Origin of the sequence: Phytopseudomonas flavescens (assembly GCF_900100535.1) — a bacterium.
Lineage (GTDB): Bacteria > Pseudomonadota > Gammaproteobacteria > Pseudomonadales > Pseudomonadaceae > Aquipseudomonas > Aquipseudomonas flavescens.
The window spans coordinates 31,560-50,409 of the sequence record NZ_FNDG01000013.1 but is presented as its reverse complement, the minus strand read 5'-3'; the positions used below and the strand labels follow the sequence as shown (position 1 = coordinate 50,409).

General features: G+C 65.6%; 15 protein-coding genes. 8 read left to right on the top strand and 7 right to left on the bottom strand.

Annotated features, from left to right (window positions below):
• Window positions 1-4: 4 nt before the first annotated feature.
• From BLR94_RS16705 to cysG, 4 genes are all read left to right on the top strand, one after another.
• Window positions 5-1,330 carry a replication-associated recombination protein A gene (locus tag BLR94_RS16705; RefSeq protein WP_084307363.1) on the top strand — a complete coding sequence of 442 codons (1,326 nt, stop codon included), beginning with the start codon at window positions 5-7 and terminating at the stop codon, window positions 1,328-1,330.
• On the top strand, window positions 1,327-1,701 hold the full coding sequence (crcB, locus tag BLR94_RS16700) for a fluoride efflux transporter CrcB (RefSeq protein WP_084307364.1): 375 nt from the start codon (window positions 1,327-1,329) through the stop codon (window positions 1,699-1,701). The genes BLR94_RS16705 and crcB overlap by 4 nt, the downstream gene beginning before the upstream one ends.
• Window positions 1,702-1,717: 16 nt before the next feature.
• Complete coding sequence (gene serS, locus BLR94_RS16695; protein WP_084307365.1) at window positions 1,718-2,998, top strand: serine--tRNA ligase; 1,281 nt, start codon at window positions 1,718-1,720, stop codon at window positions 2,996-2,998.
• 116 nt (window positions 2,999-3,114) lie between these two features.
• Window positions 3,115-4,512 (top strand): siroheme synthase CysG, encoded by a 1,398-nt coding sequence (gene cysG, locus BLR94_RS16690; RefSeq protein WP_084307399.1) that lies wholly within the window; start codon window positions 3,115-3,117, stop codon window positions 4,510-4,512.
• Window positions 4,513-4,615: 103 nt separating this feature from the next.
• Here the strand turns inward: cysG and BLR94_RS16685 are convergent, their stop codons facing one another.
• The 7 genes from BLR94_RS16685 to BLR94_RS16655 form a co-directional block, all read right to left on the bottom strand.
• Window positions 4,616-5,611: a TRAP transporter substrate-binding protein gene (locus tag BLR94_RS16685; RefSeq protein WP_084307366.1), complete on the bottom strand. Its 996-nt coding sequence runs from the start codon at window positions 5,609-5,611 to the stop codon at window positions 4,616-4,618.
• Window positions 5,612-5,760: 149 nt separating this feature from the next.
• Window positions 5,761-7,062 (bottom strand): glycosyltransferase, encoded by a 1,302-nt coding sequence (locus BLR94_RS16680; RefSeq protein WP_090423728.1) that lies wholly within the window; start codon window positions 7,060-7,062, stop codon window positions 5,761-5,763.
• Between the two features lie 7 nt (window positions 7,063-7,069).
• On the bottom strand, window positions 7,070-7,576 hold the full coding sequence (locus BLR94_RS16675) for a disulfide bond formation protein B (RefSeq protein ID WP_084307368.1): 507 nt from the start codon (window positions 7,574-7,576) through the stop codon (window positions 7,070-7,072).
• A gap of 289 nt (window positions 7,577-7,865) precedes the next feature.
• Window positions 7,866-9,278, bottom strand: coding sequence for an efflux transporter outer membrane subunit (locus tag BLR94_RS16670; RefSeq protein ID WP_167359769.1), 1,413 nt, complete (start codon window positions 9,276-9,278; stop codon window positions 7,866-7,868).
• Window positions 9,275-12,448 (bottom strand): efflux RND transporter permease subunit, encoded by a 3,174-nt coding sequence (locus BLR94_RS16665; RefSeq protein WP_084307369.1) that lies wholly within the window; start codon window positions 12,446-12,448, stop codon window positions 9,275-9,277. The genes BLR94_RS16670 and BLR94_RS16665 overlap by 4 nt, the downstream gene beginning before the upstream one ends.
• An 89-nt stretch (window positions 12,449-12,537) precedes the next feature.
• Window positions 12,538-13,767, bottom strand: a complete 1,230-nt coding sequence (mexE, locus tag BLR94_RS16660) for a multidrug efflux RND transporter periplasmic adaptor subunit MexE (protein ID WP_084307370.1) — start codon at window positions 13,765-13,767, stop codon at window positions 12,538-12,540.
• A gap of 140 nt (window positions 13,768-13,907) precedes the next feature.
• A complete protein-coding gene (locus BLR94_RS16655; RefSeq protein WP_084307371.1) occupies window positions 13,908-14,876 on the bottom strand; it encodes an AraC-like ligand-binding domain-containing protein in 969 nt (322 codons plus the stop codon).
• Window positions 14,877-15,047: 171 nt separating this feature from the next.
• Between BLR94_RS16655 and BLR94_RS16650 the strand changes: the two genes are divergently transcribed.
• The 4 genes from BLR94_RS16650 to BLR94_RS16635 all read left to right on the top strand — a co-directional run bounded on the left by BLR94_RS16650 (window position 15,048) and on the right by BLR94_RS16635 (window position 18,731).
• A complete protein-coding gene (locus BLR94_RS16650; RefSeq protein ID WP_084307372.1) occupies window positions 15,048-16,061 on the top strand; it encodes a nitrilase in 1,014 nt (337 codons plus the stop codon).
• A gap of 1 nt (window position 16,062) precedes the next feature.
• A complete protein-coding gene (locus BLR94_RS16645; RefSeq protein WP_084307373.1) occupies window positions 16,063-17,094 on the top strand; it encodes a phenylacetaldoxime dehydratase family protein in 1,032 nt (343 codons plus the stop codon).
• Between the two features lie 42 nt (window positions 17,095-17,136).
• Complete coding sequence (locus BLR94_RS16640) at window positions 17,137-18,033, top strand: transporter (protein WP_084307374.1); 897 nt, start codon at window positions 17,137-17,139, stop codon at window positions 18,031-18,033.
• Between the two features lie 107 nt (window positions 18,034-18,140).
• Window positions 18,141-18,731, top strand: a complete 591-nt coding sequence (locus BLR94_RS16635; protein WP_139207464.1) for a hypothetical protein — start codon at window positions 18,141-18,143, stop codon at window positions 18,729-18,731.
• The last annotated feature ends 119 nt before the right edge of the window (window positions 18,732-18,850 follow it).

Genomic DNA, 18,850 nt, shown 5'->3' with positions numbered 1-18,850 from the left:
AGCCGTGGATCTGTTTCGCAGTGCGCCCGTCGCCCAGCCACTGGCCGCCCGTCTGAGGGCGACCACGCTGGACGAATACGTTGGTCAGGAGCACCTGCTGGCCCGCGGCAAGCCGCTACGCGAAGCGCTGGAGCAGGGCGCTCTGCATTCGATGATCTTCTGGGGCCCGCCCGGTGTCGGCAAGACCACCCTGGCCCGTTTGCTGGCTCAGGTCACCGATGCGCATTTCGAGACCATTTCCGCGGTGCTGTCCGGGGTCAAGGAGATACGCCAGGCCGTCGAAGTCGCCCAACAGCACGCCGCCCAGTATGGCCGCCGCACCATTCTGTTCGTCGACGAAGTGCATCGCTTCAACAAGTCGCAGCAGGACGCCTTTCTGCCCTATGTCGAAGACGGCACGCTGATCTTCATCGGTGCGACCACGGAAAACCCCTCGTTCGAACTCAACAATGCCTTGCTGTCGCGGGCTCGTGTCTACGTGCTCAAGAGCCTGGACGACAAGGCGCTGCGCAAGCTGGTCGACCGCGCGCTGGGCGAAGCCAAGGGGCTGGGCGAGCGCCGGCTGACGCTGCCGGACGAGAGTTTCGATATTCTCAAAAGCGCGGCGGATGGCGATGGCCGACGCTTCCTGAATTTTCTCGAGAACGCCGCCGACCTGGCCGATGACGGCGGGGAGATCAGCACCGAACTGCTGCTCGACCTGCTCGGTGATACCCGACGGCGGTTCGACAAGGGCGGCGAAGCCTTCTACGACCAGATATCCGCGCTGCACAAGTCGGTGCGCGGCTCCAGCCCGGACGGCGCGCTGTACTGGTTCGCACGCATGCTCGATGGCGGCTGCGACCCGCTGTATATCGCCCGCCGCGTGGTGCGCATGGCCAGCGAGGACATCGGCAATGCCGACCCCCGCGCGCTGACCCTGTGCCTGAATGCCTGGGACGTCCAGGAACGCCTCGGCAGCCCCGAAGGTGAGCTGGCCGTGGCCCAGGCCATCGTCTACCTGGCCTGCGCGCCGAAGAGCAATGCCGTGTACAGCGCCTTCAAGGCGGCCATGCGCGACGTGGCGGAAAACGGCTCCCGCGAGGTGCCGCTGCACCTGCGCAACGCACCAACCAAGCTGATGAAGCAGCTCGGCTATGGCGACGAATACCGCTACGCCCATGACGAGCCGGATGCCTATGCCGCTGGCGAAGACTACTTTCCCGACGACCTCGAGCCGCGCCGTTATTACCAGCCGGTACCACGGGGCCTGGAGCTGAAGATTGGCGACAAGCTCGCTCACCTGGCGGCCCAGGACGCCAACAGCCCGCGGCAGCGCAGAAAGCCATGATGGTCACCATTTTCGCCGTCGCCGTTGGCGGCGCCCTCGGCACCCTGGCGCGTTTTGCCGCGGGTAACTGGGTCAATGCCCACTGGCCACAGCATTTCTATACGGCAACCTTGCTGGTGAACCTCGTCGGCTGCCTGCTGATCGGGGTACTCTACGGCCTGTTCGCGCTACGCCCCGAGGTGCCACTGCCGATCCGCGCAGGGTTGGTCGTCGGTGTACTGGGCGGTTTCACGACGTTTTCTTCATTTTCCCTGGACACCCTGCGCCTGCTGGAAAGCAGCCAGGCGCCACTGGCCCTGGGCTATGTGGCGCTGAGTGTGCTGGGCGGCCTGCTTGCCACCTGGGCAGGCCTTTCGCTAACCAAACTCTGATCGACGAGAACCTGAAATGCTCGATTCCAAACTGGTGCGCAGCCAACTGCACGAAATTGCCCAGCGTCTGGCCACCCGTGGCTATGAACTGGACGTGACCCGCGTCGAAGCCCTCGAGGCTCAGCGCAAGTCCGTTCAGACCCGTACCGAGCAATTGCAGGCAGAGCGCAACAGTCGATCCAAGTCCATCGGCCAGGCCAAGCAGCGCGGCGAAGACATCGCGCCGTTGCTGGCCGAGGTCGACCGCATGGGCAGCGACCTGGAAGAGGGCAAGCGTGAACTGGACGCCATCCAGGTCGAACTGGACAACCTGCTGCTGAGCATTCCCAACCTGCCGGACGATTCGGTGCCGGTCGGTGCCGACGAGGACGGCAACGTCGAAGTGCGCCGCTGGGGCACGCCGAAGACCTTCGATTTCCCGGTGCAGGATCACGTGAGCCTCGGTGAGCAGCATGGCTGGCTGGATTTCGAAACCGCCGCCAAGCTGTCCGGTGCCCGTTTCGCCCTGCTGCGCGGCCCGATCGCGCGCCTGCACCGCGCCCTGGCGCAGTTCATGATCAACCTGCACACCGCCGAGCATGGTTACGAGGAAGCCTACACGCCTTATCTGGTACAGGCACCAGCATTGCAGGGCACTGGCCAGCTGCCGAAGTTCGAGGAAGACCTGTTCAAGATCAGCCGCGAAGGCGAGGCCGACTTCTATCTGATTCCGACCGCCGAAGTGTCGCTGACCAATATCGTGGCCGGCGAGATCATCGATGCCAAGCAACTGCCGCTGAAGTTCGTCGCCCATACCCCATGCTTCCGCAGCGAAGCCGGCGCATCGGGCCGCGATACCCGCGGCATGATCCGCCAGCACCAGTTCGACAAGGTCGAAATGGTCCACGTGGTCGAACCGGGCAAGTCCTTCGAAGCGCTCGAGGAGCTGACCGGCCATGCCGAGAAGGTTCTGCAACTGCTCGAACTGCCGTACCGCGTCCTGGCTCTGTGCACGGGCGACATGGGCTTCAGTGCGACCAAGACCTACGACCTGGAAGTCTGGGTGCCGAGCCAGGACAAGTACCGCGAGATTTCCTCCTGCTCCAACTGTGGCGACTTCCAGGCCCGCCGCATGCAGGCGCGCTATCGCAACCCGGAAACCGGCAAGCCGGAACTGTTGCACACCCTCAACGGCTCCGGCCTGGCGGTGGGTCGCACCCTGGTGGCGGTGCTGGAGAACTACCAGCAGGCCGACGGTAGCGTCCGTGTTCCCGATGTGCTCAAGCCCTACATGGGTGGTATCGAAGCGATCGGCTGATCCAGCTACAGCGACACATCAGGGCGTCGCTTGCCGCAGTATTTCAGGCCCCGAGCAGAGTCTCGGGGTCGTCATTTTCACCACGTCGCCCGCGAGCGACCGTAATGGGCATCGTCATGGACTTTCTTCCTCTGTTCCACAAACTGCAGGATCGCCGCGTTCTGGTGATCGGCGGCGGAGAGATCGCCCTGCGCAAGGCGCGCCTGCTGGCCGATGCCGGCGCCTGCCTGCGGGTCGTATCGCCCGAGGTGGGCAGTGAATTGCGCGACCTGGTGGAGCAGGGCACTGGCGAATTGCGCCTGCGCAACTACCAGCCCGACGACCTGACCGGCGTGTCGCTGGTAATCGCCGCGACCGATGACGAAGCCCTGAATGCCCAGGTATCCCAGCAGGCTCAGGCGATCGGCCTGCCGGTCAACGTGGTGGATGCGCCGGCGCAGTGCAGCGTGATCTTCCCTGCCATCGTCGACCGCTCGCCGTTGATCGTCGCGGTCAGCAGCGGCGGTGATGCGCCGGTGCTGGCCCGGCTGATCCGCGCCAAGATCGAAACCTGGATTCCCGCTACCTACGGCCAGTTGGCGGGCCTAGCCAAGGTCTTCCGGGCCCGGGTCAAGAGCCTGTTTCCCGACGTGCAGCAGCGCCGGGTGTTCTGGGAAGACGTGTTCCAGGGGCCGATCGCCGAAAGCGTATTCGCCGGCAAGCTCGGCGAAGCCCGTCGCCTGCTGGAAGACAAAGTCAGTGGCGCTGCGCCTCGGGCGCTGGGCGAGGTTTATCTGGTCGGTGCAGGCCCGGGCGATCCCGATCTGCTGACCTTCCGCGCCCTGCGCCTGATGCAGCAGGCCGATGTGGTGCTCTACGACCGCCTGGTCGCCCCGGCGATCATCGAGCTGTGCCGCCGCGATGCCGAGCGCATCTACGTCGGCAAGCGTCGCGCCGATCATGCCGTTCCGCAGGAACAGATCAACCAGCGCCTGATCGACCTGGCCAAGGCCGGCAAGCGTGTGCTGCGGCTAAAGGGCGGCGATCCGTTCATCTTCGGCCGTGGTGGCGAGGAAATCGAGCAACTGGCCGCCCATGGCATTCCCTTCCAGGTGGTACCGGGGATCACCGCGGCCAGTGGCTGCTCCGCCTACGCAGGGATCCCGCTGACCCACCGCGATCATGCGCAATCGGTTCGCTTCGTCACCGGCCACCTCAAGGACGGCAGCACCGATCTACCCTGGCAGGAGCTGATCGCGCCGAGCCAGACCCTGGTGTTCTACATGGGCCTGGTCGGTTTGCCGATCATCTGCCAGCAACTGGTCGCCCACGGCCGTGCCGCGAGCACCCCGGCCGCGCTGGTGCAGCAGGGCACCACGGAGCATCAGCGGGTATTCACCGGCACCCTGGCCAACCTGCCCGACCTGGTGGCGCGTCATGAGGTGCATGCGCCCACCCTGGTGATCATTGGCGAGGTGGTGCAGTTGCGGGAAAAACTGGCCTGGTTCGAGGGCGCCCAGGACACGGCCCGATAGCGTCGTGTGCCGCATGCTCGTAGCCTGTGGTTGAGCGTAGCGATACCCAGGGCAGTCATTCCCGGGTATCGCTGTGCTCAACGCCGGGCCACAGGCGCAGTGATCAATGCTTGCGGTTGACCAGTTGCGCGGCCTTGATCACGTCGCTGCCGATCTCGGCTTCGAACTGCTGCCATACCGGGCGCATGGCTTCACGCCAGGCGTCGCGCTGTTCCGGGGTGAGGGTGATGACCTGGCTCTTGCCGGACGCTTCGATACGACGACGATCGGCCAGGTTGGCCTCTTCGGCCTGGCGGTTCACCGCGAAGGTGACCTCATCGATGATGGCTTCGAGTTCGGTGCGGATCTGGTGGGGAATGCCGTACCAGAAGCGCGCATTGCTGATCAGCATGTAGTCGAGCACACCGTGGTTGGTCTCGGTGATGAACGGCTGAACCTCGTGCAGGCGCTGGCTGTAGAGGTTCGACCAGGGGTTTTCGGCGCCCTGCACCTGGCCGCTCTGCAAGGCCTTGTAGACCTCGGCGAAGGGCATTTTCACCGACTGGGCACCGAGTTGGGCGAACTGCGCGTCGAGCACATTGGAGTTCTGGATACGGAAACGCAGCCCGCTGGCGTCTGCCGGCAGGCGCAGAGCCTTGGTCGCCGACATCTGCTTCATGCCGTTGTGCCAGTAGGCCAGGCCAACGATGTTCTGACTTTCCATCGAACGCAGCAGTTGGCGGCCCTTGGCGCGCTTCTGGAAGCGATTGACCGCTTCCAGGTCATCGAACATGAACGGCAGGTCGAATACCTGAAGTTGCTTGGTGTACTGGTCGAACTTGGCCAGCGACGGGGCCAGCATCTGCACCTGGTTATCGCGCAGTGCCTGCAGCTCGTTGGCGTCGCCATACAGCGACGAGTTGGGATAGACCTCGACCTTGACCTTGCCTTCCAGGCGCTGGTCGACCAGGCGCTGGAACATCAACGCCCCCTGGCCTTTCGGGGTGTCGTCAGCCACCACATGGGAAAGCTTGATCAGCAACGGGGCTTCTTGGGCGTGGGCAGTGTGCGAGGTGAACGTCAAGGCGCAGACGGCCGCGACGGCGATCTTTCTGAGCATGCGGGTGACCTTATTCTTATCGACTATTGTCAGGTCGGACGCCGGTTGGCAGAAGCGTCCGTGCTAGAACCGGGAACGGCTGTTGGCGAAGTCTACTGCAAACGCAGCGTCCTATTTGTGACATCCGTCCGAGGCGTGGCAGATTGCCTTCAAACGCCTGCCTTTACCAGTATAGCCGCATTCTTGGCGGCAATCCACTGCGACATGTACTGGGTGCTCTTGTGCTGGTGGTGACGCAGCATGGCGCCCACGAAATTGGCCTGGCGATGCTGTTCGCGCGTCACCAGCAGTCGCTCCAGGCAGGTCACCAGCGCTTCGCCGAGCTGCGGACGATCGAAACGGGCGTCGAGCAGGGCATATCCCTGCAGCTGCGCGTCGAGCCAGCGCGTTTCGTCCTCATACAACTGCACCGCAGCGTCGGCGAATGAATTGGCATCGTTAGCGATGCTGCCGGGCCACGGCAGGTCGCCATGCATGCCTTCGCTGCCGATCGGCGTGGTCACACTGGGCGTGCCGCAGGCCATGGCGTCGGCCAGTTTGCCCTTGATCCCGGCGCCGAAGCGCAAGGGCGCGAGGCAGACCCGGGCCTGGGCCATCACCCGATGAGCGTCGTCGACCCAGCCGAGCACATGGAAGCCCAGCCTGGGGTTGTGCAGTGCGCTGGCCTTGGGCGGCGGGTAAGCACCGTAGACGTGCAACTGTGCCTGGGGCAACCGCGCACGGATCAATGGCCACAGCCCATGCTTGAGCCACAGCACCGCATCCCAATTCGGTGCATGGCGGAAGTTGCCGATGCTCAGAAAGTGCTGCCGCTCGGCAAATGGCAGATTCTCGAGCGCAGGCGGAATCAGCATCAACGCACAATCGTGCAGCAGGGCTGCCGGCACCTTGAACTGTTCCTGCAACAGGCTCATCTCGAATTCGGAAATCATCAGCGTCAGGTCGCAACGGTAGATCGACGCGATTTCCCGCTGCGCCATGTCGCCGTCCGCCATGGCCGCGTACAACTGCTGTGCAGTGGCGTGCACCGGACCGACCTGCTGCCGCTCGGCTTCATTCGAACAGGCCTGCTGGCTGTCCTTGAGCAAGCCGTGACGAACGTCGCGCAGGCAGTGCAGGTCGCTGGTGTCTAGCACCCGCAGGGCCTGCGGCCAGGCACGCTCGACACGCCAGGCGAATTGCTCCTCGGTGAAGAAGCGGTCGAACAGCACCAGGTCCGGCTGCAGTTGCCTGACGAAGGCATCGAAACTGTCGCAGTTCAGGGCAATGGCCACTTCGGCGATCTGCAATCCGCCCAGATCCGCGCGGTGCAACGACAGCGCCGCAGCGCTGGCGAAGGTGACCTGCCAGCCCTGGCCGCGAAACACACTCAGCAGTTCGAGCATGCGGCTGCCCGCTGCGGACGAGCGGGGTTCCGGCCAGACATAGCCGATCACCAATACCTGGCGCATGCCGGGCTCAGTGCTTGCCGCGGATGCTGCGCCACAGGGTGAACAGCACCAGGGCGAACAGCGCGGCGATGCTCGCCAGGGTCCAGACGGTGAAGGGCAGGCCGATAATCCTGTAATCGTTCTGGCCGCAGATGCCACCGCTCATGAACACGCCCGGCCAGTATTCGTGCAGGGGCAGGGTCTGGTAGTAGAAGGGGAAGGGCGAGCAGCTGAAGCTTTCCATGATGCCCAGTTCGATCAGGGTGACGTGGGCGTTGTCGATCAGCGCCATGCCGCTGGCGGCGAGCAGCAGCGGCCACAGCAACACCGCCAGCCAGGTCTGCCGGGCCGCTGCGGCGGCGCTGAGCAGCAGGCCGATGACGGTGGTCAGGGCCAGCCACAGACGGATCTGTACGCACAGCGTGCAAGGCTCCCAGCCAAAGACGTGTTGCGCGATCAGCGCGCCGGCGAGCATGGCGGCGCTGGCCAGGGCGATCACCAGCAGCAGCGGGGCGGGCGTGGTAGAGCGGGACATGAACTTCTCCAACGAGACGGGACGGCCGGGCCGCGGCGACAAGCTGCCGTTTTTACCGGAAGGTGGCGTGCGCGGCAATCGAGGATTCCGATGAAAACCATCATTTTCAAGGACACATGACCGCCTCGCAGGCTCCCTTGACCTGGCGGAACCGGATCCTGAGCGCTGCGCTCTTAGCCTGTCGTCGAGCGCCGCGACACTCGGTAAGAGTGCCGGCAGCCACAAAAAAGCCCCACGGTCACGTGGGGCATCAAGGGCCAGTTGCGCTGGCCGGGGAGGGAAAAGCGATTCAGGACGCGGGCTGCCAACCGCCACCCAGCGCCTTGTAGATGGCGACGATGCCCTGATACAGCTCGACCTCGGCCTGAGCCTGGCTGTCTTCAGCAGCCAGGCGCTCGCGTTCGGCGTCGAGCAGCACCAGAAAGTCGACGGTACCTTCGCGGTACTGCAAGCCGGCCTGGGCTGCCGCTGCCCGGCTGGCCTGCGACTGGCGTACCAAGGCGAGCAGGCGCTCCTGGCGTTTGCCGTAATCGCTGAAGGCGTTCTCGGACTCTTCCAGGGCCAGCAACACCTGTTGCTCGTAACCAGCCAGTGCACCATCGGCATCCGCCTCGGCACCGCGCAGACGGGCGCGAACGCTGCCCAGATCGAAGGCCGCCCAGCTGATCGCCGGCGCCACGCTCCAGGCGCGCGCTGCCGATGAGCCCAACTGCGAGCCCCGGCCTGCGGTGAAACCGAGGAAGCCGGACAGGCTGACCCGTGGGAACAGATCGGCCGTGGCCACGCCAACCTGGGCGGTGGCTGCAGCCAGCTCGCGCTCGGCGGCGCGAATGTCCGGGCGGCGACGCAACAACTCGCCCGGGTCGCCAATCGGCAGCGCCTTGGATATGGCGGGTAGTGGCCGTGGCGCCAGGTCGACGCTGAGCTGCTCCGGCCGCTGGCCGAGCAGGGTGGCGATGCGGTTGCGGGCACGCACCTGTTCGGCCTGCAAGCGCGGCACCGTGGCCTCGGTGGCAGCCAGGCGGGCGTCGGAGCGCAGGACGTCCAGCTCGCTGCCCATGCCCACCTCGCGACGTCGTTCGATGATGTCCCGCGACGAGCGCTGGTTGTCCAGATCGTCACGGGCGATGCGCTCACGCAGCTGCGCGCCACGCAGCGTGCCGTAGGCATCCACCAGTTCGGCGATCAGGCTGACCTGCAACTGCTGATAATCGGCCTGGGCGACATCGATCTGCGCCTCGCTGGCTTCGAGCTGTCGCTGAATGCGCCCGAACAGGTCGAGTTCCCAGGCCATGTCCAGGCCCAGGTCATAGCGCTCGGCATTGACCCGCTGCTCGGTCACCCCAGGTTGCTGGCCCTTGCCGATTTCGTTGCTGGCCCGGCCGGTCACGGTGGGCAGCCGGTCATTGGCGACATCGTCACGGATGGACCGGGCGGCGCGCAATCGGGCATAAGCCACGCGCAGTTCGCGGTTGTCCTGCTGCGACTGTTGCACCAGTTGGCTCAGGGTCGGATCTTCGAACTGCTGCCACCACTGGGTTTCGAAACGGCTGGTGTCATAGCCGTCTCCAGTGCTCTGCGTCGAGGACACGGCGGCGCTGTCCGGCGCCTTGTAATCCGGGCCGACCGCACAGGCACCCAAGGCCAGCGTCAGGGCACTGAGCAGCAGGCTGCGGGGCACCATCTTGGTCAGGGAATTCATGCCTGCACCTCCTGCAGACGGGCTGCCTCGCGGGCTTCGCGTTTTTCCACGAACGCCCGGATCAGCACATAGAACACCGGCGTGAGCAGCAGGCCGAAGAAGGTCACCCCGAGCATGCCGCTGAATACCGCGACACCCATGGCATGGCGCATTTCCGCACCGGCACCGCTCGACAGCACCAGCGGCACCACGCCCATGATGAAGGCGAAGCTGGTCATCAGGATCGGCCGCAAGCGCAGGCGGCAGGCTTCCAGCACCGCGGCGACGCGATCCAGACCATGCTCCTGTTGCTCCTTGGCGAACTCGACGATGAGGATGGCGTTCTTGCAGGCCAATCCCACCAGCACGATCAATCCGATCTGGGTGAAGATGTTGTTGTCCACTCCCGCCAGGATCACCCCGGTGATGGCCGACAGCAGGGTCATCGGCACGATCAGGATCACCGCCAGCGGCAGGCTCCAGCTTTCGTACTGGGCGGCCAGCACCAGGAAGGCCAGCAGCACGCAGAGGGGGAACACGAACAATGCGGTGTTGCCGGCGAGGATCTGCTGGTAGGTCAGCTCGGTCCACTCGAAGCTCATGCCGTTGGGCAGTTCTTCCCTGAGCAGCTTGGCCATCGCCGCTTCGGCCTGACCAGAGCTGTAACCGGGTGCCGCCGCACCGTTGATTTCCGCGGTGATGAAGCCGTTGTAGTGCATGACCCGGTCGGGGCCGGCACTGTCGCTGACCTTCACGAAGGTCGACAGCGGGATCATCTCGCCACGGTTGTTGCGCACCTTGAGCTGACCGATCTGTTCGGCCTCGAGGCGGAACTGCTGGTCGGCCTGGACGTTGACCTGGTAGGTGCGGCCGAAACGGTTGAAGTCGTTGGCGTACAGCGAACCCAGGTAGACCTGCATGGTGTCGAAGATCTCATCGATGGGCACGCCGTGGGTCTTGGCCTTCTCCCGGTCGATGCTGGCTTCCACCTGCGGCACGTTGACCTGGTAGCTGGTGAACAGCCCGGCCAGTTCCGGCACCTGGCGGCTCTTGGCGATGATGTTCTGGGTCTCCTTGTACAGCTCGTCGTAGCCCAGGTTGGCGCGGTCCTGAACCTGTACGCGGAAGCCGCCGATGGTACCCAGGCCCATCACCGGTGGTGGCGGGAAGATGGCGATGTAGGCTTCCTGAATATCGGCGAACTTGCCGTTGAGTTCGGCCGCGATGGCATTGGCGCTCAGCGACGGATCCTTGCGCTCGTCGAAGTCTTTGAGGGTGACGAACACGATGCCGCTGTTGGGGCTGTTGGTGAACCCGTTGATCGACAGACCCGGGAACGCAACGGTGTTGGCCACGCCGGGGTGCTTGGCGGCAATCTCGGACATGCGCTTGATCACCGCCTCGCTGCGATCCAGGCTGGCCGCGTCCGGCAGTTGGGCGAAGGCAACCAGGTACTGTTTGTCCTGGGGCGGCACGAAGCCGGTCGGCGTGCTGGCGAAGCCCAGGTAGGTTAGGCCCATCAGGCCGGCGTAAACCACCAGCGCGATGCCACTGCCGCGCAGTACGCGTCGCACGGTGCCGACGTAGCCATTGCTGGCTCGGTCGAACACCCGGTTGAAGGGGTTGAACAGCCAGCGGCCGAACAGGCGGTCCAGACCGCGGGAGAAACGATCCTTGGGCTGGTCATGGCCTTTGAGCAGTACGGCAGCCAGGGCCGGCGACAGGGTCAGGGAGTTGAAGGCCGAGATTACCGTGGAGATGGCGATGGTCAGCGCGAACTGCTGATAGAACTGTCCGGTAAGCCCGGAAATGAACGCGGTAGGGATGAACACCGCACAGAGCACCAGCGCCGTGGCGACGATGGGGCCGGTGACTTCCTTCATCGCCTGCTTGGTGGCTTCGACCGGTGTCTTGCCGAGGCCGATGTTGCGCTCGACGTTCTCTACCACGACGATGGCGTCGTCCACCACGATGCCGATGGCCAACACCAGGCCGAACAGCGACAGGGCGTTGAGCGAGAAGCCGAACATGTGCATCACCGCGAAGGTGCCGATCAGCGACACCGGCACGGCGGCCAGGGGAATGATCGAGGCGCGCCAGGTCTGCAGGAACAGGATCACCACCAGTACCACCAGCACGATGGCTTCGAGCAGGGTGTGCACCACCGCCTCGATGGAGCCGCGTACGAAGATGGTCGGGTCGTAGACGATCTCGTAGTCCACACCCTGAGGGAAACTCTCCTTCAGTTCGGCCATGCGCGCACGCACCGCATCGGAAATGGCGATGGCGTTGGAGCCCGGGCGCTGGAAGACCGGCATGGCAACGGCCGGCTGATTGTTGAGCAGCGAGCGCAGGGCGTACTGCTCGGAGCCCAGTTCGATCCGCGCGATATCCTTTAGGCGAGTGATCTCGCCGTTCTCGCCGGCACGGATGACGATATTCTCGAACTCTTCCTCGGTCACCAGGCGGCCCTGGGCGTTGATCGACAGCTGGAAACTGGTGTCGCCGGCTGCCGGCGGCGCGCCCAGGGAGCCAGCGGCGACCTGACGGTTCTGCTCGCGGATGGCGTTGACCACGTCGGTGGCAGTCAGCCCGCGGGAAGCGACCTTGTCCGGGTCGAGCCAGACGCGCATCGAGTAGTCACCGAGCCCGAACAGCCGCACATCACCGACACCGTCGAGACGCGACAGCTCGTCCTTGATGTTCAGCGCGGCGTAGTTGGACAGGTAGAGCATGTCGTAGGTGTTATCCGGCGACGTCAGGTGGACCACCATGGTCATGTCCGGCGAGGCCTTGTCGACCGTCACACCGAGGCGCTGCACCTCGGTGGGCAGGGTCGGCATGGTGCGCGTCACACGGTTCTGTACCTGCACCTGGGCGGTATCCAGGTCGGTACCCAGCGCGAAGGTAATGGTCAGCGTCATGCGCCCGTCATTGTTGGCCTGGGAGGACATGTACAGCATGCCTTCGACACCGACGATGGCCTGCTCCAGCGGCGAGGCCACGGTTTCGCCGATGACCTTGGGGTTGGCGCCCGGGAAGTTGGCGGTGACCACCACGGTGGGCGGCACCACTTCCGGGTATTCGCTGATCGGCAGCTGGAACAGCGAGATGGCGCCGCCGATCAGAATGATCAGCGACAGCACGGCGGCGAAGATCGGCCGCTGGATGAAGAACTGGGAAAAGTTCATCTGAGTGTCCTTGGAATGACGGGCACAGCCCAGCCTGCCCGCGCCATCGGCGGCGCGAGCAGGATTTCAGGTAAGTAGAGAAGCGGGTGTTACTTGAGGCTGACCTTCAGCGGCTCGTCACTGCGTTCGGCGCGGGCCGAAGCCACCGATCGACGCTGACGCTCGAGGGCAGCGAGGGTCTTCTCGTCGGCCATCGGCACGGCCTGCGGGTCCACGGTACTGCCCGGGATCGCCCGCTGCAGGCCGTTGACCACGATGCGTTCGCCCTTGGCCAGGCCGTCACGAACGATGCGCAGGCCTTCGAGCTTCGGCCCCAACTGCACGGAGCGGTAAACCACCTTGTTATCGGCGCCGAGCACCAGCACGAATTTCTTGCCGAGATCGGTACCGACGGCGACATCCTGAATCAGGGTGGCGTCGTAGGTATCGCTGCCGACCAGCTTCAAACGCGCATACAGGCCCGGGGTGAAGCGGCCGTCCGCGTTGTCGAACACCGCGCGGCCACGGATGGTGCCGGTACGCGGGTTGACCTGGTTGTCGAGGAAGTCCAGCTGGCCAAGATGGGGATTGCCGTCTTCGTTCGACAGCCCCAGATACACCGGACTCTTGCCACGGCTGTCGTGGCCGGACTGGCGGGCCAGCTCGGTGTACTTGAGGAAGGCGCGCTCATCGGCGTCGAAGTAGGCATACACCTTGTCGGTGGACACCAGCGAGGTCAACAGCGACTCGCTGGCGGTTACCAGGTTGCCGGCGGTGACCTCAGCGCGGCTGACGCGACCGTCGATAGGTGCGGTCACGCGGGTGAAACTGAGGTTGAGCCGCGCGTTGTCCAGTTCTGCCTGAATACCGGCTACGGCGGCCTGGGCTTCCTGGGCGGCGGTCTTACGCGCATCAGCCAATTCGGCCGAGATTGCGTTGCCTTCACGCAGGCGTTCGCCACGGCGTGATTCGCTGACGGTACGGGCCTGATTGGCGCGGGCTTGCTGCAATTGCGCTTCAAGGCGCTTCACTTCGGCCTGGAAGGGGCGCGGATCGATCTGGAACAGCAGATCGCCTTTCTTCACCAGGGCGCCTTCATTGAAGCTCACCTTGTCGACGAAGCCCGACACGCGTGGGCGGACTTGCACGGATTCCGGGGCCTCGAGGCGACCGGTGAACTCGTCCCACTCGTTGAGGGGTTGCTCGATGACCTGGGCCACGCTGACCTTGGGGGCCGGCGCCTGCTGGGTGCTGTCAGGAGTCTTGCCGCAGGCCGAGAGCACCAGCAACGTGGTGAGGGCCAGGGGAAATTGCCAGAGTTTGGGAGGAAGCTGGTGCATGATTGCGATCCGCCAGGTGTTCAGGGAATGGGCGGAGTCTGCTGCGGGCGACGGACGGGAACGAATCGAATGCCGCAAAGGTGAATATCATCGAGAATGATGATGCTACTGCTCGAATTATTAGATAGGTCGCTATCTATTCATGCGTTTTCCCGTTCCGTCGAGGATTGCGCATACTCGCGATAGGCCCGGGCGGTCATGCCGAAGCGTTCGCGGAACACCCGGCAGAAATGCGAACTGTCGTTGAAGCCCCAGCGGTAGGCGATGTCGTTGACCCGCTTGGCGGCCAGTTGCGGGCTGCGCAGGTCGCGCGCGCAACGTTGCAGGCGCATGCCCAGGACATGGCGGCCGAACGAACTGCCCTCGGCCTGGAACAGGCTGTTGATGTAGCGGGTGGACACGCCGAACTGCTGCGCCACCTCGGTCAGGCTCAGGTCGGGACTGGCCAGCCGGGCCTGGATGTGTGCCTTGACTCGGAACAGCAGGGCGGTCTGGCGTACCTGCCCGGGCACTTGGTCGCGGCCGCGCTCGGCCAAGGCCATGGCCAGCAGGTCCAGGCCCTGCTCGGCGAGCAGGCTTTGCCGGGTGTGGTCCAGGGCCTGCAGCTCACCGAGGCCGCTGAGGAAGTCGAACGCCAGGCGCGCCAGCGGATCGTGGCGCGACAGCGGCAGGGCGGTGAGGTACTCGAGGCGATCCAGGCGCCGCTGCAGGGCTTCGCGGGGAATACGCACCACGGTCTGGCGGAACGCACCATCGAAGTGCAGTTCGTAGGGGCTGCGAGTGTCGTAGATGGCCAGGCCGCCGGCCTCGAGGTGCCCCTCGCGGCCGTCCTGGTGCACCATGAAACGCCCTTCATGGGCCAGGCTCAGCAGCACGAACTCGCGTTCGCTGCGGGCGATGCGCTGCGGGGTGCGCAGCACCTGCTGGGGTGAGCCGGAGACGGCGACCAGGTCCAGATCGGCCACGCTGCCGGCCAGCAGCCGTCCCTCGAACTGGCCGGGATCCCCGGTGACGCAGTCGAGCTGGACGAAGGTGTCGCAGACCACCTCCTGCCAATAGGCCAGCCGCTCAGCGGGCGCCACGCTCCGCGTATCGTAGATGATCGTCATTCCCCCCCCTTCACCCGGTATCAGCCGTCGCTCACGGCGGTTTTACAAGCAAGGGTCCGGCCACTGCGCCGGCTCTCGCGGCGACAGTCAACAGGTGCTTCCTTCTCGTCCTATGGGGGGGCGGCGCAGCGCGCATAGGCTCTGCCCGAACCAACGAGCGGAGACACTCCCATGCAGCATCCCGTCAAAGTCGCCTGCGTCCAGGCCGCGCCGGTTTTCCTCGACCTGGCCGGCACCCTGGACAAAACCATCGCCCTGATCGAAGAGGCCGCCGCGGCCGGCGCCCGGTTGATCGCGTTTCCCGAAACCTGGTTGCCCGGCTACCCCTGGTTCCTCTGGCTCGATTCGCCGGCGGCCAACATGCCGCTGGTGCGCCGTTACCATGAGCAATCGCTGGTGCTGGGTAGTCCGGAAGCACTGCGTATCAGCCAGGCGGCACGGAAGGCGGGCATCCATGTGTCGATCAGTTACAGCGAGCGCGCCGCCGGCAGCCTGTACATCGGCCAGTGGCTGATCGACGACCAGGGCGAGACCCTGGCGGTGCGGCGCAAGCTCAAGGCCACCCATGTCGAACGCACCCTGTTCGGCGAGAGCGACGGTTCTTCCCTGACCACCTGCGAATCCAGCCTCGGCATCCTCGGTGCACTGTGTTGCTGGGAGCACCTGCAACCGCTGTCGCGCTATGCGATGTACGCCCAGCACGAGCAGATCCACGTCGGCGCCTGGCCGAGCTTCAGCCTGTACGGCGGGGCCACGGCGGCCCTGGGGCCAGAGGTGAACGTGGCGGCGTCGCGGGTGTACGCCGCCGAAGGCCAGTGTTTCGTGCTGGCACCCTGTGCGGTGGTATCGCCGGAGATGATCGAGGTGCTCTGCACCGATTCGACCAAGCGCAGCCTGCTGCTGGCCGGTGGCGGCCATGCGCGGATCTTCGGCCCGGACGGCAGCGACCTGGCCCCGCCGCTGGGCGAGCATGAGGAGGGCATCCTCTACGCCACCCTGGACCCGGCGATGCTGATCTACGCCAAGGTCGCCGCTGACCCGGTGGGGCACTACTCGCGGCCGGACGTCACCCGGCTGATGCTCAACCGCACGCCCAACCCGCCTCTGGTGGCGTTCGGCGAGGCCTCGAGCGAAGGCGAGCTGCTGGGACGCTTCGAGCAGTTCCCCGCAGACGAGGAGCGCTGACATGGAGTCGGCCATCGCTCCGCACCTGCGGGTAGCGCGGCGCCAGCCGAGCGCGCTGCCGGCGGGCTATCAACCGCCGTTCCCGGCCTGGTCGGCGCGTTTCGACCCCCTTGTCGGCCAGGTGGTGATGGCCTACTTCGGCGTGCAGTCGGCACGGCCCCTCACGCTGGACGACCTGGCGCCGATCACCGCGCGCTTCGCCGCCAGCGACGGGCCACTGTACTGGGATCCGGCGGCCTGCCAGGACGCCGCCGGCGCGCACAACCTCATGGCCATCGCCTATTGGGCCGACGTCGAAGCCTTCGAGCGCTGGCGCCGGCACAGTGGCTTCGCCCAGTGGTGGGCGGACCCGGCACGGGAGAGCGGTGCCCTGGGCTGGTTTCTCGAGGTGGTCAGCCCCACCGCGGAGCGCTTCGAGACGGTCCACTCCGCGCCCGACGCTGCGGAGGGCGTCACTCACCTGGCCCGGGGCATGAGCGACAGCATCCTCGAACACGGCTACTGGGGCAGTGCCCGCGACCGCCTGGCGCTGGCGCAGAGCGACCCGCTGCGCGGCCAGCCGCAGGCGGGCGAGCGCCGTGTCGAGGGTCGCCGGGTACGTCTCGGCGGGCGCGACAACCTGTGCCTGATCCGCTCCGGCCAGGACTGGTCGGCCACGGCCGGTACCGAGCGCGAGCTGTACCTCGGCGAGATCGGCCCGGTGCTGCAAGCCGGCATGCACTTCCTCCGCGACCAGGGAGCGGACGTCGGCTGCCTGAACTGCCGCTTCATGCGGGGGCTCGACACGCTCACCGGCGAGCCGCTGGAAAAGACCTTCGGCCTGGCCCATTTCGACGACCTGACCCACCTCGAAGCCTGGGCCAGAACCCATCCGACCCATGTGGCGATCTTCGGCGGTTTCATGCGCTACGTGCAGGCGCTGGACTTCAAGGTGGCCCTGCGCCTGTACCACGAGGTCGCGGTAATCCCCGCGCAGGCGCAGTGCTTCGAGTACCTCAATTGCCATCCCGACACCGGCCTGCTGCGCCATTGAACGTCTTGCCATCGACCTGATGTACACAGGGGAGCCCACTACATGTCTATCGACAACCACGCTGTATCCGCAGGTGCCCGGTGCGCCTGCTTGTGCACCGCACTGGCCTTCGCCACAACGGCCGCCGCGCTGGAAATCACCCCGGGCGACTACGAGCCCTTGCCCGCCGACACGACCGCGTTGCTGCTGTACTACCAGCATGCCGAACGCTCGACCTTCCGTCAGGGCGGCGACACGCTTTCCGACGATTTCCGGATGCGCTCGGATATCGGCCTGCTGCGCCTCATCCACGGCATCCGCCTGGCCGACAGGGTGTCGTTCGAGCCGCAGTTCATCCTGCCCTTCGGCCACCTGCACGCCGCTGGCGAGGCCGCCGGGCTAGGCCAGGCCAGCGGCCTCGGCGACCTGATACTGGGGGCGCCGCTGAAGTTCAGCCTCGACACGCCGGGCCGCGACGTGCTGGCGTTCGGCCCCTACCTGTACCTGCCGACCGGCCGCTACCACGGCGACGATGCGCTCAACCTCGGCGAAAACCGCTGGCGCCTGCTTTTGCAGGCGGCCTACATTCATCATTTCTCCGAGCGCTGGGCCGTGGACACTGCGGCGGACGTGTCCTGGTTCAGCCGCAACCACGACTTCGGCGCCAGCGGCGCGATCCTGGAGCAGAAGCCGACGTACGAGTACCAGGCCTACCTGCGCTACCAATGGACGCCGCGCACCACCCTGGGCTTTGGCGGCGGTCACATCGAGGGCGGGCGCACCCGGGTGGATGGGGTCGACCAGGACGACCGGCTGGCCAGCAGCTACCTGCGCCTGACCATCGCGCACTTCATCGAACCCACTCTGCAAGTGCAACTGCAGTGGGGCAAGGACGTGTCGGTGGAGCAGGGCTTCGAGGAGCGCAGCCGCGTCAACCTGCGCCTGACCAAGCTGTTCTGACGCCTCGGCTCGACGGGCGAGGCGAAGGGCAGGGGCGACATGCCCGTCGCGAGAAGACTACAATGGCGCCGCGCGCCCGTGCGAGGCGCCTGCCCGAACCGAATGCCATGCCACGTTTCTGGACACCTCATGCCAGTGCCCGCCAGCGCCTGGTGGCCACGGCGATACTGCTGTGGCTGCTGGGCGCGGCGTTCTACCTGCTGTTCATCCACGACTTCGTGCCCGACGAGGCGCTTTTCTGGCCGAGCCTGGGCATTGCCCTGGGCCTATCCGGCGGCGTGACCCTGTGGGTGCTGCAAGGCATCTCGCGCAAGACCTGGGTGGTGGGGGACGACCTCTCCGGCTATGGCATCAAGAAGAAAACCCTGCTCCTGCTCGCCTGCCTGCTGCTGCTCGGCTTCGCCAGCTGGATCAACACCGGCTACCTGATTCCGCGTTACCTGACGCGCGTCATCGGCTCCAGCGCCGAGCGCAGCGACCTGGTGACCACCCGCAAGCACTATGGCAAACACCGGACCTGCGACTATTCGCTCGACGGCCGCTGGAGCCGCGGGCTACTGGTCAGCGTGTGCGTCGACGCGGCGTTCCACCAGGCCGCCCCACGCCAGGCATTCTCGGTTCGCCTGCGCACACGGGAGAGCGCCCTGGGCTTCATCGTCGAGGCGGTCAGCCGCGCACCGGCCATGCTCAATAGGTGATGCATACCGATTCGCTCTCGCTGAAAGCCTCGATGGCGGCCCGGCCGGCTCGCGGCGCGCGTGGGCATTCGCCGTGGGCTTCGAGCAGATCGGCGAAGCGCAGCAGGATACGTTCGCAC